This window comes from Vibrio gallaecicus (genome assembly GCF_024347495.1).
GTDB lineage: Bacteria > Pseudomonadota > Gammaproteobacteria > Enterobacterales > Vibrionaceae > Vibrio > Vibrio gallaecicus.
Map to the genome: position 1 here is coordinate 1,181,080 of NZ_AP025491.1, position 26,674 is coordinate 1,207,753.

The 26,674-nt window shown below is 40.9% G+C and carries 22 protein-coding genes; 14 read left to right on the forward strand and 8 right to left on the reverse strand.

The features are described 5' to 3' along the window. Positions 1 to 172 precede the first annotated feature (172 nt). From OCU78_RS20180 to OCU78_RS20200, 5 genes are all read left to right on the forward strand, one after another. Positions 173 to 937, forward strand: coding sequence for a response regulator transcription factor (locus tag OCU78_RS20180; RefSeq protein WP_137373776.1), 765 nt, complete (start codon positions 173 to 175; stop codon positions 935 to 937). Beyond that, positions 934 to 2,268, forward strand: a complete 1,335-nt coding sequence (locus tag OCU78_RS20185; protein ID WP_137373775.1) for a sensor histidine kinase — start codon at positions 934 to 936, stop codon at positions 2,266 to 2,268. The genes OCU78_RS20180 and OCU78_RS20185 overlap by 4 nt, the downstream gene beginning before the upstream one ends. A gap of 239 nt (positions 2,269 to 2,507) precedes the next feature. Next, entirely contained in the window at positions 2,508 to 4,481 is a 1,974-nt protein-coding gene (locus OCU78_RS20190) for a TonB-dependent receptor domain-containing protein (protein ID WP_137373774.1), read from the forward strand. A gap of 286 nt (positions 4,482 to 4,767) precedes the next feature. Next, complete coding sequence (locus OCU78_RS20195; protein ID WP_137373773.1) at positions 4,768 to 7,122, forward strand: fatty acid cis/trans isomerase; 2,355 nt, start codon at positions 4,768 to 4,770, stop codon at positions 7,120 to 7,122. A 17-nt stretch (positions 7,123 to 7,139) separates the two neighbouring features. After that, positions 7,140 to 7,328, forward strand: a complete 189-nt coding sequence (locus tag OCU78_RS20200) for a hypothetical protein (RefSeq protein WP_137373772.1) — start codon at positions 7,140 to 7,142, stop codon at positions 7,326 to 7,328. A 136-nt stretch (positions 7,329 to 7,464) separates the two neighbouring features. Here the strand turns inward: OCU78_RS20200 and torS are convergent, their stop codons facing one another. After that, complete coding sequence (torS, locus tag OCU78_RS20205; RefSeq protein ID WP_137373771.1) at positions 7,465 to 10,539, reverse strand: TMAO reductase system sensor histidine kinase/response regulator TorS; 3,075 nt, start codon at positions 10,537 to 10,539, stop codon at positions 7,465 to 7,467. A gap of 93 nt (positions 10,540 to 10,632) precedes the next feature. On the opposite strand from torS, the gene torT reads away from it, so the two are divergent. Both torT and OCU78_RS20215 read left to right on the forward strand, forming a co-directional pair. Continuing rightward, positions 10,633 to 11,670, forward strand: a complete 1,038-nt coding sequence (gene torT / locus OCU78_RS20210; protein ID WP_137373770.1) for a TMAO reductase system periplasmic protein TorT — start codon at positions 10,633 to 10,635, stop codon at positions 11,668 to 11,670. Between the two features lie 143 nt (positions 11,671 to 11,813). Beyond that, a complete protein-coding gene (locus tag OCU78_RS20215) occupies positions 11,814 to 12,269 on the forward strand; it encodes a methylglyoxal synthase (protein ID WP_137373769.1) in 456 nt (151 codons plus the stop codon). A 147-nt stretch (positions 12,270 to 12,416) separates the two neighbouring features. Here the strand turns inward: OCU78_RS20215 and fdxA are convergent, their stop codons facing one another. Next, a complete protein-coding gene (gene fdxA / locus OCU78_RS20220; protein ID WP_137373768.1) occupies positions 12,417 to 12,740 on the reverse strand; it encodes a ferredoxin FdxA in 324 nt (107 codons plus the stop codon). Positions 12,741 to 12,999: 259 nt separating this feature from the next. Here fdxA and OCU78_RS20225 point away from each other — a divergent pair, with 259 nt between their 5' ends. Next, the gene (locus OCU78_RS20225; RefSeq protein ID WP_137373767.1) at positions 13,000 to 14,637 is read left to right on the forward strand and encodes an NAD(P)/FAD-dependent oxidoreductase; all 1,638 of its coding nucleotides are present in this window, start codon (positions 13,000 to 13,002) and stop codon (positions 14,635 to 14,637) included. 150 nt (positions 14,638 to 14,787) lie between these two features. Here OCU78_RS20225 and ppk2 read toward each other — a convergent pair whose 3' ends face one another. Next, positions 14,788 to 15,570 carry a polyphosphate kinase 2 gene (gene ppk2 / locus OCU78_RS20230; RefSeq protein WP_137373766.1) on the reverse strand — a complete coding sequence of 261 codons (783 nt, stop codon included), beginning with the start codon at positions 15,568 to 15,570 and terminating at the stop codon, positions 14,788 to 14,790. A 263-nt stretch (positions 15,571 to 15,833) separates the two neighbouring features. Between ppk2 and OCU78_RS20235 the strand changes: the two genes are divergently transcribed. From OCU78_RS20235 to OCU78_RS20245, 3 genes are all read left to right on the forward strand, one after another. Next, positions 15,834 to 17,036: a DEAD/DEAH box helicase gene (locus tag OCU78_RS20235; RefSeq protein ID WP_137373765.1), complete on the forward strand. Its 1,203-nt coding sequence runs from the start codon at positions 15,834 to 15,836 to the stop codon at positions 17,034 to 17,036. Between the two features lie 86 nt (positions 17,037 to 17,122). Next, on the forward strand, positions 17,123 to 17,515 hold the full coding sequence (locus tag OCU78_RS20240) for a PPC domain-containing DNA-binding protein (RefSeq protein WP_137373873.1): 393 nt from the start codon (positions 17,123 to 17,125) through the stop codon (positions 17,513 to 17,515). 121 nt (positions 17,516 to 17,636) lie between these two features. After that, positions 17,637 to 18,188, forward strand: a complete 552-nt coding sequence (locus OCU78_RS20245) for a 3'-5' exonuclease (RefSeq protein WP_390904824.1) — start codon at positions 17,637 to 17,639, stop codon at positions 18,186 to 18,188. Positions 18,189 to 18,253: 65 nt separating this feature from the next. On the opposite strand, the gene OCU78_RS20250 is transcribed toward OCU78_RS20245, so the two are convergent. Continuing rightward, positions 18,254 to 19,090: a DUF6279 family lipoprotein gene (locus OCU78_RS20250; RefSeq protein ID WP_137373763.1), complete on the reverse strand. Its 837-nt coding sequence runs from the start codon at positions 19,088 to 19,090 to the stop codon at positions 18,254 to 18,256. Positions 19,091 to 19,364: 274 nt separating this feature from the next. On the opposite strand from OCU78_RS20250, the gene OCU78_RS20255 reads away from it, so the two are divergent. Continuing rightward, the gene (locus tag OCU78_RS20255) at positions 19,365 to 19,538 is read left to right on the forward strand and encodes an RNA helicase (protein ID WP_137373762.1); all 174 of its coding nucleotides are present in this window, start codon (positions 19,365 to 19,367) and stop codon (positions 19,536 to 19,538) included. 122 nt (positions 19,539 to 19,660) lie between these two features. Here the strand turns inward: OCU78_RS20255 and dbpA are convergent, their stop codons facing one another. Continuing rightward, entirely contained in the window at positions 19,661 to 21,040 is a 1,380-nt protein-coding gene (gene dbpA, locus OCU78_RS20260; protein WP_137373761.1) for an ATP-dependent RNA helicase DbpA, read from the reverse strand. A 197-nt stretch (positions 21,041 to 21,237) separates the two neighbouring features. Here dbpA and OCU78_RS22955 point away from each other — a divergent pair, with 197 nt between their 5' ends. Beyond that, positions 21,238 to 21,918 (forward strand): type II secretion system protein, encoded by a 681-nt coding sequence (locus OCU78_RS22955; RefSeq protein ID WP_137373760.1) that lies wholly within the window; start codon positions 21,238 to 21,240, stop codon positions 21,916 to 21,918. A gap of 86 nt (positions 21,919 to 22,004) precedes the next feature. Here the strand turns inward: OCU78_RS22955 and OCU78_RS20270 are convergent, their stop codons facing one another. Both OCU78_RS20270 and OCU78_RS20275 read right to left on the reverse strand, forming a co-directional pair. Next, the gene (locus OCU78_RS20270; protein ID WP_137373759.1) at positions 22,005 to 22,913 is read right to left on the reverse strand and encodes an aldo/keto reductase; all 909 of its coding nucleotides are present in this window, start codon (positions 22,911 to 22,913) and stop codon (positions 22,005 to 22,007) included. A gap of 129 nt (positions 22,914 to 23,042) precedes the next feature. Next, positions 23,043 to 23,714, reverse strand: coding sequence for a hypothetical protein (locus tag OCU78_RS20275; RefSeq protein WP_137373758.1), 672 nt, complete (start codon positions 23,712 to 23,714; stop codon positions 23,043 to 23,045). Between the two features lie 281 nt (positions 23,715 to 23,995). Between OCU78_RS20275 and OCU78_RS20280 the strand changes: the two genes are divergently transcribed. Beyond that, entirely contained in the window at positions 23,996 to 25,843 is a 1,848-nt protein-coding gene (locus OCU78_RS20280; protein ID WP_137373757.1) for a M3 family metallopeptidase, read from the forward strand. A gap of 264 nt (positions 25,844 to 26,107) precedes the next feature. Here OCU78_RS20280 and OCU78_RS20285 read toward each other — a convergent pair whose 3' ends face one another. Next, positions 26,108 to 26,572, reverse strand: coding sequence for a GNAT family N-acetyltransferase (locus OCU78_RS20285; protein ID WP_137373756.1), 465 nt, complete (start codon positions 26,570 to 26,572; stop codon positions 26,108 to 26,110). Between the last annotated feature and the right edge of the window lie 102 nt (positions 26,573 to 26,674).

The following is a 26,674-nucleotide window of genomic DNA, read 5'->3' on the forward strand; positions in this document are numbered from 1 at the left end:
TCTAAAACTCATGCCTATAATCATAGGGTATCGATTTGCCAATTTGCTCTTCTTGTATGCCAAATCAAAAGTGACACCGTCACCCATCTAGTTATTTGAGGATTATCCCGGATTGCATTTCACATCAACTTTATTGATAATAAAAACCATTATCAATAAAAGTAAAGAATGTATGTTTCTCACTAATGGTTTTGCCTCACCCGAAAATTCTTCTCAAATATCTTCCAATGCAGATCCTCTATCATTACTTGTGGTTGAAGATGACATAGCACTAAATGAGCAACTCACCGATTTACTTCGGGCAAAGCAATACAAAGTGACAAACGTTACCTGTGGTTCACAAGCTCTAGAACACCTGCAACAATCACAGTACGACTTAGTTTTACTTGATGTTGATGTACCTAATATTGATGGCTTCAGCCTATTAAACTTTATCAATGCAAATGCTAAGACCCCTGTCATTATTCTTACTGCACATGGCGCTGAAGAACATCGAATACGGGGCTTTCAATCCGGTGCCGATGACTACATCTCTAAGCCTTGTAGCTTTACTGAAATTAGCTTAAGAATTGAAGCGGTATTAAGAAGAACAAAACCAACAGCATCTACAACTTCTCATAACATTTTGCGCTACCAAGAATTGGAGCTAAACAGGCTCGAACAGACTGTTGAAATCAATAACACTCAATCACACTCATCTAATAAACCGATTCAATTCACGCCTACACAATTCAAATTGCTATGGGTACTTATGCAAAATGCAGGATCGGTGCAAACCAAACCTTATTTATATCAAGCTGTTCTCGAAAGAAACTTCAGCCAATATGACCGCAGTTTAGATATGCATTTAAGCCGGGTTCGAAAACGTTTAATTGCAGATGGAATGGCAGCAGATCGGATTCAAACTGTTCACGGGAAAGGGTATATTCTGAAATGAAGAAGCTACTCTTTTGGCGTTTATTCATCGTGTTATCTTTAGGCGTTGTGATCTTTTTTTCTTTACTACAGAGTGTTGCCATACTCTCGAATGAGAAAATGAGTTACCTCAAAAAGTCCCATCAGCAAGAGTTACTTAATTGGGGAAACATCGCACAGCAATATGTTAAAAACAAACAATTCAAAGAGTTAGATACTTGGATTAATAAACTCTCTGAAACAGAGAGCACTTGGGTTACTGTTGTTCAGTCCGATATTCAAGTACTCGCTGGCAACACTCTTAGCGAGCGATTTTGGGAAGGCTATGGAATTGGGCGTAATGTAGAATGGAAAATACACTTAGATTTTCCAAATAATCCCATCATGGAAATTGCTCTTACACCACGAGATCATCATTTCCTCATCCTACTCCCTGATCGAATGCGCCCTGGCACTTATATGTCGCATGCCTTCTGGCTATTTCGCGTGATTATTCCTTTTACCGCCCTTCTTGCATTAACCATTTATTTATACCGCCACGTTATGCGCCCTTTGCAGCATTTCCATCGTGCAACACAAGAGTTCAGTAAAGGTAACTTTAATGCACGAATTGGTGATCACCTCGTTTTAGGATCAGATGAGATAAGCCTAGTTGCTAAGACATTTGATCATATGGCAGAACGAACTTCTAATATCATTGAACATAATCGAAATTTATTATCGGATATGTCCCATGAAATCCGTACTCCGATAGCAAGAGTTGAAATGGCTTTAGATTGCATTGATCAGAATATCAAACCTGATCTTATGCTTGAACGTATAAAAAACGAAACTCAAAACATGCGAATGCTTGCAGAGGATACACTCACTTTAGCGTGGATTGAAAATGAACGCCCCGACTTACGACAAGAGTCATTTGACCTAACAGAGCTTATCGACGCTATCATCGATGATGCTTCATTTGAGTACCCGAATAGAATTATCGATGTTCAATCGGTTGATCACCTCCACCTTTCTTACTCCAACCAAAGGGCACTAGGGCAAGCGCTTGAAAACATTTTACGCAATGGCTTACGTTATACTCCGGAGCAGGAAACATTAACTGTCAATATTCAAAAGGTGGGAAAAAAAGCTCAAGTGACTTTCACTGACAGTGGTCCAGGTATTGAACCTATTTTCTATGACAAAATTTTTACTCCATTCTTTAAAACCCCGACCCAAGTAGGCACGAGAAAAGGGTTTGGTGTGGGTTTAGCGCTTGCTAAACGACATATAGAAGCGGTTCATGGCACAGTCACAGCAAGAAATGCCCCAGATAAAGGGCTATGTATTAGCGTTTTACTTCCAAGTTAATGGAAATGCCTACATGCTTTGAAAGTATCTACATATAGAAAGTATCTAAGTATGGTGAGATAAGCCTTACGTATTTTAAAAGACCATCCTCCTAAAATTAGGGCTCAGCGAGTACTCGCTGAGCCTTTTTGCCCCATACCTTCTATCGATATGTAACATTTGTAAAATTGATTTACTCAATACTTATTAATCACCAAAATCCAACTCGATAATAATTCTCATTAACATCGGAGGTTTCGGTGAATTTTCAAACCGTATTTAAATTAAGCCCTATCGCAAGTGCTTTACTACTTGCCCCTCAGTTCAGTGTTGCAGCCCAATCGACTGTCAATGAACAGCCATCTAGCTATGAACAAGAAGCTAACTCGCAAGACGTTGAAGTAGTTGAAGTCATAGGGATGCTTTCCCCATCTTCAGACATCAATATTTCAATTGATGACTTAGATAAGCGACAAGCTCAAGATCTCAATGACATTTTCCGCCAAGAGTCTGAGATCAGCGTGGGGGGTTCTTCTGGTATTTCTCAAAAAATTTATGTACGTGGTCTTGAAGACACAATGCTGAATATTTCCATTGATGGAGCAGAACAATCAGGCAGCCTATTCCATCACCAAGGTCGATTATCTATTGAGCCAGAACTTCTTAAGCAAGTAGAAGTTGCTGCTGGTGCAGGCCGAGCAACCAATGGTCCAGGAGCATTAGGCGGTGCTATACGCTTTGAAACAAAAGATGCACATGACCTACTTCACCCTGGTGACAAATTCGGATCACAGATTAAAGCAGGTTACTACACAAACAACAACGGCTATAAAGGCACTGCCAGCCTATTTGGCGAAGTAGCAGAAGACATAGGTTTGCTTGCTTCATTCAGTTACGTTGACGGTGATGACATTGAAGATGGTAAAGGAGATGAACAACCCTACACCGCTCTTGAGCAAAAGATTGCCTTGCTAAAACTGTCTGGTCAGCTAACTGACACCCAACACGCTTCAATCAGCTATGACTACCGCGAAGATAACGGTCGCCGCCTTAACAGACCTCACTTCCAGCCAAGTTTCAAAAATGAGTCACTAAATCAAGAAGCTGAACGTCAAACAATCACGCTCAACCATAGTTACCGTGGTGGCGAAAAAATCAATATCGATTCAACGCTATACAATACTGATAACCGACTGGTCCATAAAGATCACCCTCGTTGGGGAACCACAGATGGCTCCATTAAAACGAATGGTGCGAAAGTCAGTAATACGGCTAATTTCTTAAACAACACGCTTATCTTCGGTGCTGACTACAAACAAGATGTAGCAGAGCTTATAACTGGATCTGGCGCAGCTAAGGCAGAAGATAAAGGCACAGTGTTCGGACTGTTCATTCAAGATGATTGGCATTTAACGCAAGCTCTAACACTTACCGCAGGTGCTCGTTACGATTGGTATGAACTGAAAGACAGCCAAGCTTTAGAGCTAGATGCAAGTGGCTTCAGTCCAAACGTTGGACTTGATTTCAAAGCAACGAATGACCTCAACCTTTTTGCTAGTTACGCACAAGCAATTCGTGGTCCGCAGATCAAAGAGCTGTACGTAGTAGACTACAAAGTCAATGATCCAAACCGTAAAGAAGAAACAGCTCACAACACCGAGCTAGGCGCAAAATATCAATATCAAAACTTCGTAGCTGGTGTGACATTCTTCTACAGCAAAATTGAAGATGTAGTCGGTAATGAAGGTCGTGCCATCACCAATATCGGTGATTTAGAAAACAAAGGTGCAACCGCTTATCTTGGTTATTCAATCGAAGATATTTCCGCACGCTTGAGCTACAGCCAATCTCGACCAGAATTGAATGACGTACCACTTTCAGATAACGATATGAATATTGGTACATCTGTTGGTGACACTTGGGTAGCAGATATAGCTTACACACCAATGCATGACCTAGAGTTCGGCTGGAACGCAAAGTTTGTCGAACGATTAACTGATGTTGCTGACCCTGCGGTTAACCCGGAAAAACCAGGTTATGGGGTACATGATCTGTACGCACAATGGCTACCAATCAGTGATGAAGAACTTGTACTCACTATGACAGTGAAAAATGTCTTCGATAAGTATTACTACGACCATGCATCATACAGCCAATTTATCGGCAGCGTCGTGGCTCAGGGATACGCTAATGCAGGTCGAGATTTTCGATTCAACGTTAGCTACGCATTCTAAGTTGTCTGTTTTCTCTTAGCTTCTTAGCTTCTTAGCTTCTTAGCTTCTTAGCTTCTTAGCTTCTTAGCTTCTTAGCTTCTTAGCTTCTTAGCTTCTTAGCCAAGATTAAAATACAAACCCGCACAGTCAATAATTATTGGTCGTGCGGGTTTTGAATTAAAGCAAGCTGACTCCCACCCTAAAATTTATAATTACGTCACTTTTTCATTCACTCAAAACTTACGATTCGAGAATTATCAGTGATTTGAGATATACTTAGATAAAATTAAATCTATAAATATCTCGTATGAATCTACAAAGAATCCTCTTACTTGCGGTAGTCAGCCTTTTCTCAGGTTGTGCAGTTTACGCTGGGCTTAATTTTAATGAGCTATTCGGTGAGCCAGAAGTCCGCGAGAGAACCGCTCCTTTCGTTTCGGTGCAAGCGCAACATTTTATCAATGAAGTAAAACCTATCATTGATAAACGATGCGTTGTTTGTCACGCCTGCTATGACGCTCCATGCCAGTTAAAAATGTCTTCTGTTGAAGGGATTGACCGTGGAGCAAGCAAAACGCTTGTGTATCAAGGGACACGTTTAAGCGCATCGACACCATCACGGCTGTTTGAGGATGCAACCTCCACACAAGAATGGCGTGATGCCGATTTCCACCCGATCCTAAATGAACGTGAGCAAATTGCGTCTGCCAATTTAGATGCTGGTTTAGTTGCCCGTATGTTAGTTCAAAAAGAAAATCACCCACTGCCAAATGAAACACAGCTGAAAGGGTTTGATTTCGCGACAGACAGGCAGCAACAATGCCCAACCATTGAAGAGTTTGCTCAATACGAGAAAGATTACCCAACCTGGGGCATGCCTTATGGTATGCCTAACTTAGAATATTCTGAATACGATACCTTAATGGCTTGGTTGGAAAATGGTGCCACTATGAACGCACCAATGCCGTTAAATAAAGATGAGCAGCGGCTGATTGCTGAATATGAACAATGGCTTAACCACGGCGCAAATAAAAACCAACTTGCCGCCCGTTATATTTATGAGCACCTATTTCTATCGCACCTTTATTTCTCTGAGCTCAACGCACCAGCTCGTTTCTTTACCCTAGTCAGATCAGCAACTCCACCGGGTGAACCAGTGAAGCGAATCTCAACAAGACGTCCGTATGATGACCCTAAAGTTGAGCGTGTTTATTACCGTATCATCCCGGAACAAGGCACAATTGTTGATAAAACGCATATGCCTTTCGCACTTAATACATTACGTATAAGCAACTGGAAAAAATGGTTTATTGATGCTTCCTACAGCGTTGATCAATTACCTAGCTACAACATTGATGTATCTGCAAACCCGATGACATCTTTTGAAGCGATCCCTGTTAAATCTCGTTTCAACTTTATGCTAGATAATGCCCAAAACACGATAATGGCATTCATTAAGGGACCAGTCTGTCGCGGGCAACTCGCATTAAACGTAATTAATGACCGATTCTGGGTAGTATTTGTTGATCCTGAAAAAGCTGATTTACCTGAAATCAATGAATTTTATGCCAATCAAATAGAGAACCTAAAGCTACCAAGCGAGCTAGAAAGTAATACAGTTCCTGCTACCAATTGGGTGAAATACGCTGCTCAACAAGCGCGCTATTTAGATGCTAAATCAGAATTTTCGAACCAATGGTTTAAAGATGGTGACGGGCTAAATACAGATATCATTTGGACAGGTAACGGCACAAATGCCAATGCTGCCTTAACGGTATTCCGACACTTCGATAGTGCATCAGTAGTCCAAGGATTAGTCGGTACGCAACCCAAAACCGCTTGGGTACTAGACTATGCGCTTCTGGAGCGGATTCATTACTTATTGGTGGCAGGCTTTGACGTTTATGGAAACTTCGGTCACCAACTGATCACTAGAATGTTTATGGACTTCCTTAGATTAGAAGGTGAAAGTAACTTCTTAACTCTATTACCTAAAGAAGTTCGGCATATTGAACATTCAAGTTGGTACAAAGATCAGAGCCCTCAACTGAGTGATTTCTTACAACGAAATATCGCTCCTTTCGATCAACCGACCAGTGTTCAATACTCGACTGATGATCACAAATCAGAGCTTTACGGCATGATCAGGGAAAAACTAGATCCAGTACTATCTGATCGTTATAACATAGTGAATACTGGGTTTAGCGCTGAAATGGAAAAGCAATTACAGTCAATCAACGAGATCAAAGGGGAAGGTCTTCGCCAAGTCCCTCAACTCATGATGATAATGATCGAAGGTAAACAAGGCGGTGATCAGCTATTCACCCTAATACACAATAACGCGCACAGTAATATCTCAAGTTTATTTGATGAAGAAGGAAACCGAGATTACGCGAACGATGACTTAACCCTAGTTCGAGGTGTTGTAGGCAGTTACCCAGCGGCTTACTTATCACTTGTAGAAGCCGATATACCAGTATTGGTGAATTCATTAAAAAATATTTCTACTGAAGAAGATTACGTTAAGTTATTGGATAAATTTGCAATTCGCCGCAGCTCAAATGCATTCTGGCCATTCAGTGACCGTGTTCATCGTTGGTATCAAGACGATCAGCCGATCGAGTTCGGATTATTGGACTACAATCGTTTTGAGAATCGATAGACTCACGGGAGGATCCTATGAGAAGTAGAGAACACATCGAAGCTCTAGAACAGCAAATTTATATCGCTTTTTCTGAAGGCGATTACGAAACCGTTAACTTACTAGAAAATCAGATAGAGTTGTTAAGAGGAAAAGCTGAACATCCTTTTGATGACGACCCGAATGGGCCAGACTCTCCGATGTTCACTTCAGATAAGTGGTACTAGGATAATAACTGGTACTAGAGAGTACGATGATTTTCGATAGTGCTGCATCACTATAAAATCACCGTCGTAATATACAAAAAGCCCCAGAGCAATACGCGCTGGGGCTTTTTTATAGGTTCATTGCGGTTCAGCAAAACTAAATGTAATTTTTCAATTCACGAGATGAAGCATTCACTACAGCCTCAAGTTCCTTATTCTGCCTCTCATATTGATCCAAAGGCGAGTTACTTACCTCTATATCTCGACAAATAGAAAATAGCCTTAGCAAGCCTAAACTCCCTGCTGAACCTTTAAGCTTGTGTGCCAGAGATTTAACTTCTGCAGAATCTTCACACTGAGCAGCAGTACGTAAGCTTTCTAAAATTTCGTCACTACTCTGATCAAACAGCTCAATAATATGAGTAATCTGGTCTTGCCCTAATACAGCCAGGTCACTTTTAATGATTTCTGGGTTAATAATGTCCGTTGGATCTTCTGAATGCATCACTTTATCTCCTACCGTCCCATTAGCACCTGCATCGGCGTTATCATCAACACTCTCAGTTACATTTAAAAGATTGCTTGGTGGAAGATTCTCTTCTGCAGATTCCTCACCTTGAATTATTTGTGGAAGCAATAAAGCTTTGCCTGCTAACTGAGCAATAATAAGGTTTTCCAACGCTTCTTTTTCTAGTGGCTTAGGCAAAAAGCCATCAAAACCACTTGCTAAATACTCTTCAACTTCTTCATTAAAAACATGCGCGGATACAGCAATCATCGGAGTCGTCATAGTCTCTATTGACGTTAACTCTGGCTCTAACGGACTCGACTTTGTTCGATCGGATCTTAACTCTGAAGATGGCGTCTTTTTCTCACCTGCCAATAAACGCCCTTGTATGGCTTTCAGTTTCTTAATTAATTGTGTGCCATCACAATCAGGTAGGTTAATGTCAACTAAAGCTATATCAAACAGCTGTTCTTCAAAGATTGACTCGGCTTCATTACCCGTTGTTGCGACCACAACTTCATGACCTAAGTTTGTCAAAAAACCTTCTGCAACAATGCAGTTTACGGGGTTATCTTCAACCAAAAGAACTTTAGCTCTAACTGAATCCTTAACGACGGGCTTGGGTGTTGTTATTACTTCACCGTGCTCCATTGGCAATACAAACCAAAACTGGCTGCCTTCCCCTTCTTCTGAATGCACACCAATTTCACCTTTCATAGCGTTCATTATTCGTTGGCTGATGGCTAAGCCTAAACCAGTACCGCCTGTAGTGTTACGACCACTTTCTGTCTGAGAGAATGCATCAAATAAGCACTTTTGCTCGCTTGGTTTAATGCCAACGCCTGTATCAGACACTTCAAAGGCCACTTTTTGAGCATTATCTAAATCTAAGCTGATGAAGATATCGACCGAGCCTGACTCAGTAAACTTAATGGCGTTACCCACTAAATTGTTAAGTATCTGGCTGATCCGAGTAACATCACCTCGCCAGTATTTTTGAACATCACTTTCTATAAAGTAACTAAAATCGAGCCCTTTCTCTGCCGCTCTACCTTCCATCAGCTGGTAAGTATCTTGAACCATTTGGTGTAAATCAAATGATGACACTCGTATTTCAAGATGACCCGCTTCAATCTTCGAGTAATCCAATACATCATTCAAAATCGCTAATAAGTTTTTACCACTGCGGTTAATAATGTCTGCATATCCAGACTGCAACTTATCCAAACCAGTATCTTTTAGTAACCTTGCCGTACCCAGCACCCCATTCATAGGCGTCCGAATTTCATGGCTCATTGTCGCAAGAAATGCTGATTTGGCACGGCTGGCTTGCTCTGCTGAAGAGCGGGCTTTGGCGTGGTTAATCACCTCGACATTGAGCTTCTTATTCGTTTCCTGAAGTTGTACTGTTCGTTCAGTAATTAACTCTTCTAAGTGCTCTTTATGATCTTCTAACTCTCGCTTTGCTTTAGCTTCCCCAACCGCAACGACTTGTAGCGCTTGTGCGGTATTTCTAGCAGTAATTATGGCTTCGCCCATATGCGCCAACTCATCATTACCTTTTACCGTAATATCAATGTTCAAACGCCCCTGAGCAATAGAGAGCAACGCGGAAGAATATTCAGTTAAACGTTTGACCACTGAGATATACACCACTCGCCAAACAATCAAGGCAACAATAATAAGACCCACTACAGAAATCAGTGATAAAGACCATTGAGCATAGTTCAAGGTTGTCGTGAGCTCTTCAACCGCTTTAGTTGTACTTAAGTTTGAGTCATCCACCAGCTTGTTCACCGTCGTATTCAACTGTGAAAAAAGCTCTAGGGTATTGCGCATGAGAAACTCAGATTTTTGAGTATTTTCATACTGTTCTAACAGGATATTAAAAACGACTTGGCGCTTCTCAAGCTTAATGAGTAACTCCGACATTTGAGCAGAACGAGTCGGGTCTTCTACTGCCCTCACTCGCCTCATCATAATTTTGAGATTAGATTCAAATTCAGCTTGGATTTGATGAATTCGTTCCACATTGGTTACGGTTTGAGTTTCTTCAATTTGGTTCAGCATTTTAAATGCCAACAAATGCAATTCATGTAGACGTTCAGAAAGATCTAAATCCACTTCCACTAATGCATCTAACGCTTGGTAGGCTTTATCGATTTTCTGAGATTCTAAAAGCGCATAAATATGAGTGACATTTGCGACCGCTATCGTACTGGTGTTCAATACTTGTGTACGGGTAAGTTGTTCTAACTCCTCTCCCAGCAATCGCATTTCCGAAACTCGCTCAGACAAGTCTTTTACAAGCCAGAGTTTCCGTTCTACTGACAGCCCAAGCTGAGCAAGCGTGTCTATTACATTTTGAACGTTGGTTTCCAAAGTGCTCAGCAATTCGGAATCAAATGAGTCAGAGCCTAACGCCTTAATATGAGTTAAAAGCAGCTCTAATTGTCCAAATAACTCGATACCTGCGGCTTTACGCTGCTGCTCATTTTTCGCATTTGAAAGCGTTTGTACCGAGGCAATAATACGGGTACTCAGCTCTGAAACCTGACGAGCTTCTATCATGGCGGGTAAAGCAGAATCCACAACGTTACGCTCAGTTTTTGCTACAAAACTGAACCCTGAAACTCCAATCAATGCAGAAAGGAGAACCAACATCGCCATGACTAAAAATGAAGCGAGCAATTTTCGCCCGATACTCGCGGAGGCTAACAACATATCACTTAAACCTTAAATCGTTCTTCTTTACCCATGCAGAATACGCTATATTTTGCAGTGTTTACTTATTCAATGCCAATAAACGACCTTTTCATGCTAATCAAACGTTTTGCTTTACCGATTCTACTTTCCGTACTCTACTCATCGGCAGTTTTGGCTGTTAGCTTGAATACATCTACTGAACATGCCCCTCCTTTGCTTAATGCTACAGAAACAAATAAAGAAAAAGTCTGTGCGATTTATCCACACCTAAAAGATTCTTATTGGCTATCCGTTAACTATGGCATGGTTTCGGAGGCTGAAAAGTTAGGTATTGAATTAAGAGTATTAGAAGCAGGCGGCTACCCAAATAAAGCAAAACAAGCCAAACAACTTGAATTATGTACGCGGTGGGGAGCGGGTGCCATCATCCTTGGCACAGTATCTCCAGACGTTTTTTATGACAACTTAAATACTTGGGTTGGAACAACACCTATTTTTGCCACAGTGAACGAGCTTTCGCTGAATGAAGAACAAAGCAAGTTGTTAAAAGGAGTCGTTGGGGTTGATTGGTATATCATGGGCTACAAAGCCGGTGAGTATCTCGCTCAAAAACACCCTAAAGGCTCTGGGCAAACGAATATAGCGCTTCTTCTTGGTCCTAAATCCAGTGGCGGAACAAAACCAGTCGCGGCCGGTTTTTATGATGCAATCGAATTTAGTGACGTTAATATTGCTGTAAGCTACTGGGCTGATAATGATAAAGAGCTACAGCGAAATTTAGTGCAACAAGTCATTGATACTCCAGATATTAAATACATCGTTGGCAGCGCAGTGGCTATTGAAGCCGCGATAAGTGAAGTGAGAGCTGCCGAAAAAATGCAAGATATCGGATTAATCTCTAGCTACTTGAGCCATGGAATTTATCGAGGATTATTACGTAATAAGGTGTTATTTGCCCCAACAGACAAGATGGTAAAACAAGGTCGCCTATCCGTGATTCAAGCCGTTAAGTATTTGCGCTCAGAACCATATCAGTTAAAAGAAACTCCTAAAATTGAGTCTTTAACGCCAGATACGTTAAACAAAGAAACCATTGCAGATTCTTTATCGCCTTCGGCATTTAGACCAGAATTTAGTGTAAACCAATAGAGTATCACTATAGGTTCTCAACCTAATTAAGCCATAATTTTTAAACTTTACTTTGGCTTTTGGCAATTATCAATAAAACGAAATAATCAAAAACAATACAATTTTAAATAATAAGAAACACACCAATAATTTAGGGAACATTCATGCAAAAAACGACTCGCACCTTGCCGGCGCACAAACATATAGCCTTAGTCGCACATGATAACTGCAAGCCGGAATTGCTAAGATGGGTAAAAGAAAATAAAGAAAAGCTTCAACGCCATTTTTTGTACGCAACAGGCACAACAGGCTCAATGCTGAGTAAAGATACCGGGCTTGCGATCAAAAGCATGATCAGCGGACCTATGGGCGGCGACCAACAACTTGGTGCACTTATTTCTGAAGGTAAGATCGATATGATGATCTTCTTCTGGGACCCACTGAATGCCGTTCCTCATGATCCAGATGTGAAAGCACTACTTAGAATCGCCAGTGTTTGGAACATCCCGGTCGCAACGAACCGTGCTACTGCAAACTTTTTATTCAGCTCTTCTTTACTTGAAGAAGAAAGCTCAATTGAAATTCCAGACTACGAAGCATATTTGGCAGAGAGAACTTAACCGTTTCAAGCCTTATCTCTAGCTTCTAGCTTCTGCTTCTAGCTTCTAGCTTCTCAATGTACTCGCGAGTAAGCTCCAGAAACTAAAAAAGCGTACTGACGGTTAGTCACTACGCTTTTTATCGATGATAAATCAGTTAACTAAGGATTACTTCTCAAGCATTGCCAATTTGTCCGTAACTCCATTCCATTTATCCGCATCGTCCATCGCTGGCTTCACTTCAGTTTGTACTGGCCAAAGTTCAGCAAGCTCGGCATTTACCTCGATAAAAATCTTTTGATCTTCTGGTAACTCATCTTCTTGGAAAATGGCTTGTGCGTCACACTCAGGGACACATAAACCGCAATCAATGCATTCAATTGGATTAATGACCATAAAGTTAGGGCCTTCATGAAACGCATCAGCAGGGCATACCGCCACACAATCAGTGTATTTACATTGTATACAATTATCGCCTACGACAAACGCCATGATAAAAAGCTCTTAAGTTAGTCAAAAATTAAAGAATGGGGATAATACTCATCCCAAAACAAAATTCAACATTATGTGGAATGAATATTCACTCAAATTGCCGTCTACTTCCAATTTAGTATGACAGACAAATCAACTTAACGTAAAATGCGCGCCATTGTGAGCCTTACTGCTTTCTGCATAAACGAATTCTAAATAAGCGAATTGTTTACCGCTAGAAAACGTAAAGCTAAGACACCTATTAAAACGAGACATCAGCATGATACGTTTAACCGAAATTAAACTTCCTCTAGACCACGAACAAGAAGCTATTCAAGCGACTATCACCAAGAAGCTAGGTATTAGCGATGAGCAAGTTCTGTCTTATAACATCTTTAAACGTGGCTATGATGCTCGTAAAAAATCTAAAATTCTTCTGATCTACACACTTGATGTAGAAGTTGAGAATGAAGAAGCACTACTTGAAGAATTCATCAGCGATCCTCATGTAAAAATCACTCCGGATATGGAATACAAATTCGTCGCTAAAGCGCCTACCGTTCAGCAAGAGCGCCCAGTGGTTATTGGCTTTGGTCCATGTGGTTTGTTTGCGGGTTTGATTTTAGCTCAAATGGGCTTCAACCCAATCATTGTTGAGCGTGGTAAAGAAGTTCGTGAACGTACTAAAGACACATTTGGTTTCTGGCGTAAACGTACACTAAACACAGAATCTAACGTTCAGTTTGGTGAAGGTGGCGCGGGTACATTCTCAGACGGCAAACTGTACAGCCAAGTGAAAGATCCTAAACATTACGGCCGTAAAGTGATTGAAGAATTCGTTGCAGCAGGCGCACCTGAAGAAATTTTATACGTAAGCAAGCCGCATATTGGTACTTTTAAGCTGGTGACCATGATCGAAAAAATGCGCGCAAACATCATTGCACTAGGTGGTGAGATCCGCTTCAGTACGCGCGTTGATGACCTACATATGGAAGACGGTCAAATTACAGGTCTAACGCTTTCAAATGGTGAAGAAATCAAAACTCGTCACGTAGTATTAGCTGTTGGTCATAGTGCTCGTGATACTTTCGAAATGCTTAATGACCGTGGTGTATACATGGAAGCAAAGCCTTTCTCAGTCGGTTTCCGTATTGAACACAAGCAATCCATGATTGATGAAGCTCGTTTTGGTAAAAACGCAGGTAACCCTATCCTTGGCGCTGCCGATTACAAGCTGGTTCACCACTGTGAGAATGGTCGTACTGTTTACAGCTTCTGTATGTGTCCAGGTGGTACGGTAGTAGCCGCGACATCTGAAGAAGGCCGCGTTGTTACCAATGGTATGAGTCAGTACTCGCGTGCCGAGCGTAATGCAAACAGTGCGATTGTTGTTGGTATCGACCCAGAGCGTGACTACCCAGGTGACGCACTTGCTGGTATTCGCTTACAACGTGAATTAGAAGCTGGTGCTTATGTGCTTGGTGGAGAGAACTACGATGCTCCTGCTCAGAAAATCGGTGATTTCTTAAAAGGTCGCGATCCAAGTGATATTAAAGAAAATGGTGTTGCTCCTTCATTTACTCCAGGCATCAAACTGACTGATATTTCTAAAGCACTGCCTGATTTCGCGATTGAAGCTATCCGTGAAGCTATCCCTGCATTTGAAAAGAAAATCAAAGGTTTCTCTTCTGAAGATGGTTTGCTGACTGGTGTCGAGACTCGTACTTCATCTCCAGTTTGCATTAAGCGTGGCAAAGACTTCCAAAGCATCAACCTAAAAGGTTTCTACCCAGCCGGTGAAGGCGCAGGTTACGCAGGCGGAATTCTTTCTGCAGGTATCGACGGAATCAAAGCTGCGGAAGCGTTAGCCATTTCAATGGTTGAACAAGCTCAAGCAGAAGAAACAGAGACGGCTTAAGTTCCTGTTCAACTGAAACATACCTAGAAAAACCAAATCCAGAGTCTAAAAGCTCTGGATTTTTTATTAAGTGTTAGCTGATAAAACTAAAGGGTAGAGAAATTCTATCTACGCTTTGACTTACCTCTAATTCTAACCTTACTCCAAATATTAATACTTCTCAGGAACAAATGTTTGCTCTTCAAGCGGCGCTCGGATGTAACCATCTTTGTTGATTTCAGGTAGTTCGATGTCTGGGTAAGCAATATCCTGATACTCAATTTGTTCCAGAAGGTGACTGATACAATTTAAACGAGCCTTTTTCTTATCATCAGATGGCACAACCCACCATGGACACTGCTTGGTATCTGTATAAGCAAACATTTTATCTTTTGCTTCAGAGTACTCCGCCCAACGGTTACGCGACTCTAAATCCATAGGGCTAAACTTCCAACGTTTTATCGGTGTATTGATACGCTCTAAAAAGCGTTTCTCTTGTTCTTCATCGGAAACAGAAAACCAGTATTTCAGTAAAATAATGCCGGAGCGCTGCAACATACGTTCGAACTCAGGGCAAGATCGAAGAAATTCTTCATATTGCTCTTGGGTACAAAATTCCATGACTTTTTCAACTCCAGCTCGGTTATACCAACTGCGATCAAATAAGACCATTTCTCCTGCACTAGGAAGGTGAGAAACGTAACGTTGAAAATACCACTGCGTTTTTTCTTTTTCTGTTGGGGCTGGTAACGCTGAAATACGACAAATTCGAGGGTTAAGCTTTTCTGTAATTCGCTTAATTACCCCACCTTTACCTGCCGCATCTCGTCCTTCAAAGATCACCACAACTTTGAGCCCTTCTTGCTTGACCCATTCTTGTAATTTAACCAATTCAACCTGTAAACGTTCTAGCTCTTTTTCATAGAACTTTTTATCTAGTTTGCTTTTACCCATAGAACACTCCTTTTCTATCAAAAGGTTAGCACGAGCTGCCAGAGTAAGAGACTATTTAAGCTGAAAAATTAGTCAATATAACGGCTTGGTAGCAGGCTTCTTGAATATAGAACATTAAGCAGACGCATAATGGCCATTGAATGGATTTGTTTGATTGAACAGCCCGAGTATTGCTAGCGGTATCAAAGCAACATGGTAGAATGCAGCCATTCTTCTTATCATCGTATAAGACAGTTCCATCTATTCAACACGTTGAGATACCTATGCCATTTTCCAAACTTGGATTAAGCTCCCCTATTGTTAAAGCCGTTACTAAACAAGGCTACGAAAAACCGACTTCAATTCAAGAAAAAGCCATTCCGATCGTTCTATCTGGTAAAAACCTCATTGCAGCAGCGCAGACGGGTACAGGTAAAACGGCGAGCTTTGTTCTGCCTATTTTAGAAATGCTCAGCAAAGGTGAAACTCAACGTAAAAAACGCATTCGTGCGGTGATCTTAACGCCAACACGTGAACTTGCGATTCAAGTTGAACAGAACATCAACAAATATTCGAAATTCCTAAACCTAACATCCCTAGCGATGTACGGTGGCGTTTCTTATCAGCATCAAAAAGATCGCCTGATCGAAGGTGTCGACATTCTAGTAGCAACACCTGGTCGACTTATCGACATGTACGGTCAAAGAGCTGTGCATTTTGATGAAGTGGAAGTGCTAGTACTAGATGAAGCAGACCGCATGTTAGATATGGGCTTCATTGAAGACATCAACAAGATCATTGCTCGCTTACCACAAGACATTCAAAACCTGCTGTTCTCTGCAACCTTGTCGACACCAGTTCGCGCTCTTGCGAAAAGTGCGATCAGTGAAGCTGAAGAGATCTCGATTGCGAAAACAGACGCGTCTAAAGCGAATATTGAACAGTGGTTAGTGACTGTTGATAAAGATCGTAAATCGGCACTGTTGAGCCACATGATCACCGATGGTGAATGGGATCAAGCGCTAATCTTCATTGAAACCAAGCATGGCGCGGCAAAACTTGTTGCTCAGCTAGAAAAGCGGGGCATTCAAGCAGAAGCATTCCACAGTGGACGAAGCCAAGCCATTCGCGAAAAAATTCTCGCTGATTTCAAAAAAGGTCGTTTAAAATTCCTAGTAGCAACTGGTGTTGCTGCACGTGGTATTGATATTGATAACCTAACCCGCGTAGTGAACTATGACATGCCCTTCCCTGCCGATGATTATGTGCATCGAATTGGTCGTACTGGTCGTGCTGATGCCTCTGGTGAAGCGATTTCATTCTTATCAAAAGATAACTTCAAAAACTTGTGCATCATTGAAAAGCGCCTTGGTCACTTAATTGAACGTCGCGTTATTGAAGGTTTTGAACCTCGCAAAGAAGTGCCAATTTCTGTACTTAACTTTGTGCCAAAACACAAAAGAGATGCTCAAAACTCACAAGACTAAAGATCTTAAAATAAATATTAATGAGTCTTGAGTTAAAAGAGAAAGGCGAAGTGCTTAACCACTTCGCCTTTAATTTAGGTAGTATTATGATCACACCCATCGCTGTTCGCCTCACCAGAGGTCAAGATTTAAAATTAGAGATCCAACGTCTAGTCACTGACAACCAAATAAAAGCAGGCTCTATCGCTTCCTGTGTAGGCTGCGTTTCTCAGCTCAATATTCGCCTCGCAAACGCCGAATTCACGAAGACGTTAACAGCCCCTTTTGAAATTGTTTCCGTGATGGGTACGCTGACAGAATCTCATCAACATATTCATATTTCAGCAGCCGACGAAAACGGTAATGTTATTGGTGGACACTTACTTGAAGGAACCATTGTTTCTCACACTGCAGAGTTAATCATCCACCGCTATGACAATATGACGTTTTCACGAGAACCTGACTCTTCCACAGGGTATACTGAGCTTGTTATTACTTAACATCACCCCAGCCACACACTTACTAACTATTTACCTCTGAGCTTAGGAGCATTTTGTGTCCACACCTTTAGCAAACACCGTTATTGTCCTCGATTTCGAAACGACTGGATTATCACCAAACATGGGTGATAGAGCCATTGAAATTGGTGCGGTTCGTCTAGTGGATGGAAAAGTAACAGACACTTTCCAGCAGTTAATGAATCCTGGGTTCAGAGTGAGTGGGTTTATTGAGAACTACACAGGCATTACGAATAATATGCTTAGAACCGCGCCAAGTTGTGATGAGGTAATGAGTGAGTTTGCTGACTTCATCCAAGATAGCTGCTTAGTTGCTCATAATGCATCATTTGATAAACGCTTCTTAGATGCCGAATTGGATCTGATTGGAAAAGGTTACAGTGGTGAGTTTGCTTGTTCAATGCTGATTGCCCGAAGGCTAGTGCAAGACTCCCCAACCCACAAGTTAGGTGATCTCGTCCGTTTTTTAAATATAGACAATGATGGAGTATTCCACAGAGCGTTAGCCGATTCGGAAATGACTGCAAAGTTATGGTTAGCGATGCTTCAAGACATGAGTACTACTTACCAAATCGACAATCCCAGCTTTAAACTAATGCAAAAAATTGGAAAAACAACTAAGGCTGCAGTGCCACGTTTACTTCAAAGCGCTTAATTACGTATTACAACCAAGCGTGTATAAGCTAAAAGGGTATAAGCTAAGTTTTAAAGAAAGCTCGGTTAATTTAGCTCTGCAACTACTTCTTTCAAGTCTCTCAATTCTGATTGAAAGTGAGTCCATTGTTTATCTGACGCTAAAGACACAATAGTGGATAAGTAATTAGCTGAAATCTGAGCGTTATAATCAATATCCACCTTCAATTCGGCTGAATAATAAGACTCGTGAGAAAGTAACAAAGACATCAAAGTCGGTTGAAAGGTATGCCTATCGGACTTATTGTTCATGAGTTTAGAAACTTCAGCATAAATCGTACTTTGGTAATCTAACCAGCCGGCGTTGGTGTTTTTTAAATCACCAACCCACCTCAAAATCACCTCTTCTTGTGATTCACTAATAGTACCCAGCCAGCGCTTCACACTTTTGCTTATTCGCTCTTCATATCGCTCTCTTGTTTCGTTTTCAGAAAGTAATAAGAACTCTTCAGCGCTCTCTTTTTGCTTTTCCTGTAAACCAACTAGGAACTCTTTATCTTGCAGAGCTGTCATCTGCATAGACAAAGCATAAATATCAGGAGCAAATTTTGAAACAATAGTTTTGAAATGCAGAGAAAGCTGCTTTCTCTGTTTTAAAATAAAGGCGGCATCAATTTGAGATTGTTTTTGAACCTGTATTTCGGAAATTTGTTCAATATAAAGCGGCAATTCTGAGTGTTTATGCCACTCCTGCAATAGATTGATTCGGCTCTCTAGTTCATCTTCTTGAGAATCAGTTAAGGTTACAAAATCTTCTAAGTAGTCTAAAATTAACCAATCGACGTTATTATAAACAAACTTAGTTCCGCACCCTGTCATTAACAGGCATACGATAACAAATTGCCACCACTTTAATAATTTCATTTTTAGCAACTTCCTTTCTTAGATTCAGCATACAACCTTTAAATATCAGTAACTTAATTACGATGTGAAATCTATTGAGCTCTAATACATATCTTAATTCTTCGCGACTCCAAAGTTAATCGTTTAGATAAGCACTCAAATAAGCTTACTGCAAAATGATATGAAAGGAATGGCAATAAAGAGAAACAAAAACAAACTAATAAATGCGATTGAAATAACAATTTCCGGTATGGAAATTGCATTAATTCTCATAATTACCACAGGGGGGTAAGTTATGGCCGCTATTCCTCATTATGAATGCGAAATTGAATATGAAGTCTGCTACTTCGAAAATGGCAAGATAACAACAACAAGAATTATGGCAACAAATCGCCAGGAGGCTATGGATTGGTACTTGGGGGCAGGAAAGCACATGAATGACCTCTACTCAATCAGACCAGATGAATAGAGCTGAACTCTCAGTTTCTACTTTTCATTTTAGATATTTATAAGATCTTACAAAGTTTAACCTAAGCTTTTTGCCTAGGTTAAACCTTTGAACGATTTTTAAATCGTTTAATTCTGAGTGCGTTACTTCAAAATGCGAGCGCGGAATTGACGCCCTTTCATTTTGCCTGACTCAATTTTGTTGAGTGCTTTTTTCGCTAATGATTTTTCAATCGCAACGTATGCGCGCATTGCTGATAAATTAATCTTACCTACAGATTTACCATCAATACCGCCCTGACCAGTTAGTGCTCCTAAGATATCACCTGCACGCAGTTTAGCCTTCTTACCACCATCAATTTGGATAGTTACCATATTCGATTGATATGGTTTAGCATTTGGCTTTTCTGGCAATGTAGAAGGTTCTATTGGCATATCCATGTACTCATCAATTTGAGCAACACGGTGCATTTCTTTCTCGCTGAAGAAGCTGCAAGCAACGCCTTTCCCACCAGCTCGACCTGTACGACCAATTCGGTGAACATGCACTTCAGGATCACGAGACAGTTCAAAGTTGAACACGGCATCAAGATTATCAACATCCAGACCACGAGCGGCTACGTCTGTCGCGACTAAAATAGAAATTGTCTTGTTTGAGAATTGAACCAAAGCTTGGTCACGTTCACGTTGCTCCATGTCTCCATGTAGCTCCGTTACGCTGAAACCACGGTGGCTTAATTCATCATTCACGTTCTGAACTTCTTTCTTAGTATTACAGAACACGACAGCAGATTCAGGCTGATGATGAAGTAAAAGAAGTTCTAGTGCATCATCACGTGCTTCTGTGCCTTCAAGCTTATAGAAGTGCTGTTGAATACTTGAATGATCGTGAGTTGATTCTACTTTCACCATTTCAGGGTTTTGCATAATGCGATCAGCAACAGATTTGATCTGTTTTGGGAATGTCGCACTAAATAACAATGTTTGACGCTGTTTTGGCGCAGCTTCGATAACCGCATCCAACGCGTCTTGGAAACCCATTTCCAGCATACGGTCAGCTTCATCTAATACAAGCGTGTTCAGTTCAGATAAATCAATACGATCTTTTTCAAGGTGGTCCAAAATACGACCAGGTGTACCAACTAGAATATGTGCACCGTGCTCTAATGAACCAATCTGTGGTCCCATTGGCATTCCGCCACATAACGTCAATACTTTAATATTGTGAATACCACGAGCCAATGTACGGATTTCTTTTGCTACTTGGTCTGCTAGTTCACGAGTTGGACAGAGAACTAATGACTGCACACGAAAGCGCTTTACTCGCAAGTTTTGCAGTACACCTAAACCGAAAGCAGCAGTTTTACCTGAACCGGTTTTACCCTGACCAATTACATCTTTGCCCGCTAAAATAGAAGGTAAGCTCAAGGCTTGAATAGGGGTCATTTGGGCATAGCCTAATGAATCTAAGGTTGTTAGAAGCTCAGGCTTAAGGTCAATAGAAGAAAATTTAGAAGTGCTCAATGGAAATGTCCAACAGATGAAAAACAGAGTGCATTATGAGTGTTTTTTAAAAATATACCACCCATAAAATCGCTCAATATTTAACCGTAAATTTTCGGTAATTCAAAAACCATCAGTTACAGGTTTCAATATGTTATAGACATGATAAAATTCAAATGGAACTATATACCATATAATCAACATTAACGGAGGTTACCATGAAGCCACGCAAGCATAACTCCGGCTTTACGTTACTTGAGTTAATCGTTGTTATTCTGATTTTAGGGGTTTTAGGTATTGTTGCTGCTCCTCGATTTTTATCCTACTCAAATGAAGCGAATGAGACCGCTGCTACAGGCTTATTAAGCAATTTTAGAACCGGTACTAACCTATTCCAAGCAGCGTGTTTAGCAAGAGGTGGCGATACTGCAGAGCCTCAAGGTGAAAACTCATCTTCATTTAATATAGAGGGTACTTACTCCAACTTTTCGGGATCTTGCTTCCCCGTTAAAAATAGCCGAGGCGGTGTCCGCCGTGACATTAATAACGTCAGATCTTGTTATGCGCTATTACAAGAAATAACGAACTCCGATCACTATGAAGATAAAATCTACGGTAATAACCCAAGCTCTGGAGGGAGTAATAGCCGAGGAAATGTATCTGGTGCGAACTTTCAAACTGCGAAAGATGCGGGTTATGAGTTTCTGATTCACCAATCTCGTGACTATTTCTCTTATTGCCATTTTTACAGTATTGAAGGCAACTTAGAAAATGCACCATATTTACTGTATAACGCTGTCGATGGTGAAATGGTTTCAGGAACAAAAGACTTAACTAATGGTGTGAATTGGCCTGATGAACTACTTGAGTATCTTACTGCAACAGAACCGACCAAGTAATAATAAACAAAGCGTATAATAAATAGAGCTCATAATAAATAAAGCCAGTAATTGCTGGCTTTATTTACATTCGAATGAGCTTCAGTTTATGGCACACCGTGACCTTTTGAAGCAACCCAAACGCGATACCACTGCTCTCGAGTTAACTCTATTTTTAATGAATCAACAGCTGCTTGAACACGTTCAATTTTTCCAGAACCAATAATCGCTAATGGGTTTGAAGGCAAACGTCTCACCCAAGCGTAAATCACTTGATCAATACTGTTTGCGCCGACTTCAATTCGAATCGCTTCCAATTCTTCACGAACCCGCACTGCTTGCTTTGTATTACCCGTAAAAATACTTCCACCACCAAGACAAGACCATGCCATCGGGCGGATACGATTCATTTGAAGCTGATCCAATGTCCCATCATGTGCCACTTCAAAATTCAGAGGGTTAATTTCAACTTGATTAGTGACTAAAGGCTTGCCTAGGCGAGACTGTAAAAGTTCCAATTGGCGTGGTGAGAAATTAGACACACCGAAATGCTTCACTTTCCCGACTTTGTGTAACTCAGTAAATGCTTCTGCAACTTCATCAGCATCCATTAGTACGTCAGGTCGATGAATAAGCAATACATCCACTTCATTAACACCTAGACGTTCAAGTGAATTATTCACCGATTGGTAGATATGCTGAGCACTCGTATCGTAATGGTTGATCTTGCGATCTGGAGTATGATCACCGCACAAGTTGATATCGCACTTAGTAACAATTTGAATTTGCTCGCGGATACTAGGTTCAAGCGCTAATGCCTCACCAAATAACTTTTCACATTGATAGTTACCATAAATATCAGCGTGATCAACCGTCGTGATACCAAGATCGATATGCTGCTTAAGAAAAGTCAGACGCTCTTGAGGCGTCATATTCCATTCTTCTGTTCGCCAATAACCTTGTACTAATTCAGACAGCTCAGGACCTTGCGGTGCTGTCGTTACTTTTGCAACCATCGGTTGTCTCCTTCATCAATAATGCAATTATCCTATGCTTGTTTTACCGAAGGCTCAACGTATAAAAGGTGCAGCTAGGATTCCTTAATGAAAAGTGTGAATCTCGCTTTACTAAAGCGATTCTCGAAATTAAAACGCTTCTCGAAATAACTCCAGAGTTAATGTTGATCCTTCCCTTAATAATCTAACTTTAGGAGAACGATCATGACCTGTCATCCATGTACTAATTTGATCACTAACAAGCCTACGTTGATTCATAAATGTAATCAGTTTTTCATCCACTGACTGGGGGCTTTCATTCTGATTTGCGGCGGTGGCAAGCTCTTCAATTACATTGAACTCTTCCCCTGCAATAACTATGGATTGAATAACAAAACCATCCCGTCGTAAGTTCGCTTGCAGCATTGTATAAGAGTGAGCGCTATAAGTTGCATTAAAGCGTACAACACTGACAAACTTGGTAGGCAACTTATCTTCAGTTACATCAACTTCATCACTTTTTGGGTCAGTTTTTCCAGTCTGTTTCGTACCTGTAAGTTCTAGCTCAACATAAACTTTTTCGTTGTAGTATTTAATTTCATCACTACACAATAAGGTCGCTTCTTTTTCCCCACAATCAAATAGCTCAGCTTCATTCAGCAAACTATTGGCTTCGGGTAGGGTAGGTTCGGTATTAAAGACATGGCGAAGCCACCAAGGTTCTACCTCGGCAGCAGGTAGTAATGAAGAAAAACAAAGTAATAGCAAAGATAGGCAACGGCTATTTACAGAAAAGAAGGCTTGCAACAAGGAAGGTTTCATAATGGAAAACTAAAGGGGCGATACTCTGATTATATTCTTTCGAAAAGCCGATTGGGTAGTCCCGCGCTCAATTTCAATAAATAATTCACAGATAATTGCAGATAAAAAACGGACACAATTTCCCTTGCTGTACCGTATGTAAAAGTTCTTGTCTATGTGCCTATTAAAAGTAAAAACCTCTTTACAATTACATTCACAATAACTTTCTATCGGTTACTCATCATTAACATTTAATATGACATAATGACGATAATATTAAGCGTCAATTTACAGGGAACAAGATGACTGCTACTGCATACCTAAACGATCTCAATCAACGTTATTTATCGATCCATAGAACCAAAGAAAACTTCTTCTGGGAAACGTATATGGGCATCAGTGATGACCATGATGGCTCTACTCAAGCCCAAACCAAATGGACAGAATTCTTAAGTGCTGCTAGCCAAATAAAAGAAATCAAGCATCAAATCGAACAAGCAGAACAACTTCAAGACGAAGCCGAAAAGCAAAGCACTTTGGTTGGGCTACAAGGTTGGCTTGCGACATTTCAGGCTCACGCAATCGAATCAGAAGAGTCTCAAATACTGAAAGCAGAACTCATCAAGTTTGAAGCTGAGTTGTTCGAGAAAAAACAAAACCACATCATGACCTACACAGATGAAAATGGTCAGTCGGTTGAAGGTTCTTTACCCGTACTTAGTTCAGCAATTCGTACCAATGCAAAAGAATCGGTCCGAGAGTCAGCACACCAAGCTTTCTTAGATTTAGAGCAATGGTTACTTCAAAATGGATTCCTTGAACTTGTAAAGCGTCGTAACGAGTTTGCCCGCTCACTTGGTTACAAGACTTTCTTCGATTATTCAATCGTCAAAACAGAACAAATGACCACTTCAGAGCTGTTCACTATTTTGGACGACTTTGAAGAACGTACTCGCGACAGCCACCAAAACAGCTTAAACACCTTAGCGAAAAGCAAAGGTGATTCTTCGCTTAAAGGGCATAACTTTGTCTTCTCGTTCGCAGGCGATGTGATGCGAGATCTCGACCCTTACGTTCCGTTTTCTAAATCATTACGCCGCTGGGTTGAGTCATTTGGTCGTCTAAACATTACTTACTCAGACGCTGAATTAACTCTAGATTTGCTGGACCGTAAAGGTAAGTATCCGAATGGATTCTGCCATGGACCGATCCCATCTTTTTACGATCAAGGCGAATGGGTTGCTGCAAAAGTTAACTTTACAAGCAATGCTAAACCGGACCAAATGGGCAGTGGCTATGACGGCATCAACACGTTATTCCATGAAGGCGGCCATGCGGCACACTTTGCTAATGTGAAAATGAATTCACCATGCTTCTCTCAAGAGTTTGCTCCAACATCAATGGCATACGCTGAAACACAATCAATGTTTTGCGATAGCTTACTGAATGATGCTGATTGGTTGAAGCAATACGCAATTAACGCTGAAGGTGAAGCGGTTCCTGATGACATCATCAAAGCGATGATCGACAGTAAACAGCCGTTCCAAGCTTTCCAAGAGCGTAGTATTCTTGTTGTTCCTTACTTCGAACGTGCTTTGTACCTGCTTAGCGATGATGAATTAACACCAGAACGCGTAACAAAACTCGCTCGTGATACAGAAAAACAAATCTTAGCGTTAGACTGTAGCCCTCGCCCACTAATGGCGATTCCTCACTTGCTCTCTGACGAAGCTTCTTGTGCTTATCAAGGTTATCTACTTGCTCATATGGCGGTTTATCAAACTCGTGCTTATTTCACTGAGAAGTTTGGTTACCTAACTGACAACCCAGAAATTGGTCCATTACTTGCCGAGCATTACTGGCATGCGGGTAATAGTGTAAACCACAACGGAACCATTCAAAGCCTTACAGGTGAAGGTTTCAACGCTAAATACTTAGCTGATGAATGTAACCTTTCTGCTGAGCAAGCTTGGGCTGTAGAGCAAAAGAAAATTGAGCAACTCAACACGAGAAAGCGCTCTGAAGCATCTCCTCTTCAAGCTTCAATCACAATTGTCGATGGCAGCACAGAGTTAGCAAGTAACATCAAATCCAACGACGAGATGTGCGAACAGTTTGAGAGTTATATTTTCGAAAAATATGGCTGCTAGTTAGGAATATCCTGTAAGCTAATTTTCATCCAATTAAAGGCTAACACTGCATGTGTTAGCCTTCCTATTCTTCTATTCTTCTATTCTTCTATTCTTCTATTCTTCTATTCTTCTATTCTTCTATTCTTCTATTCTCTACCATATTGAATATTCGAGTAATAAACCCACGTTCTTTCAAGCACGCTCATAGATGTAGTTTTGAGTGGATAACGAGTGACTAACTTCTTGCGTCATACTAAAAATGAAGAGCCTTAATACGACGATTCAGATGTATTTTGCCATTACAAAGTTTCTTAACGTCTGGCCGCGCACTTCAATTTCCTGCTCTTTAACGACTTTAAAACCAAAATGTTCATAAAAGGGACGGGCTGTAATACTCACTTCTGAGTAGAAACGTTCCAACCCGCGCTGCTTCCCGATATTCAATACATGAGTCATTAGTGCCTTTCCGACACCTTGCCCTTGGTAGTCATGACGGCAAAAAAAGTGGTCTATGAGCCCTTTAGGCTGTAAATCTGTATATCCAACAATCTCCCCATTAATTTCAGCGACAAATGGCGATAAGTTTTCCATTACACTTTTCCAAACGGATAAGTCAGCACGTTCTGGCGCCCAAGCTTCTACCTGATCTTGCGAATAATCTTGAATATTAATATTTCGAATCGTGTAAAAGTGAAGATCCCACAACGCTTCAGCATCTGATTCCTTATATAACCTAATAGTAAGCACTTTGTTTTCCCCATTATTGCTAAAAAGAGCGTGTTTGGTATTGCTACACAGAACGCATTTAGCCATTGTCGATAATATTTTTGGTAAAAAATAATGCTGGTA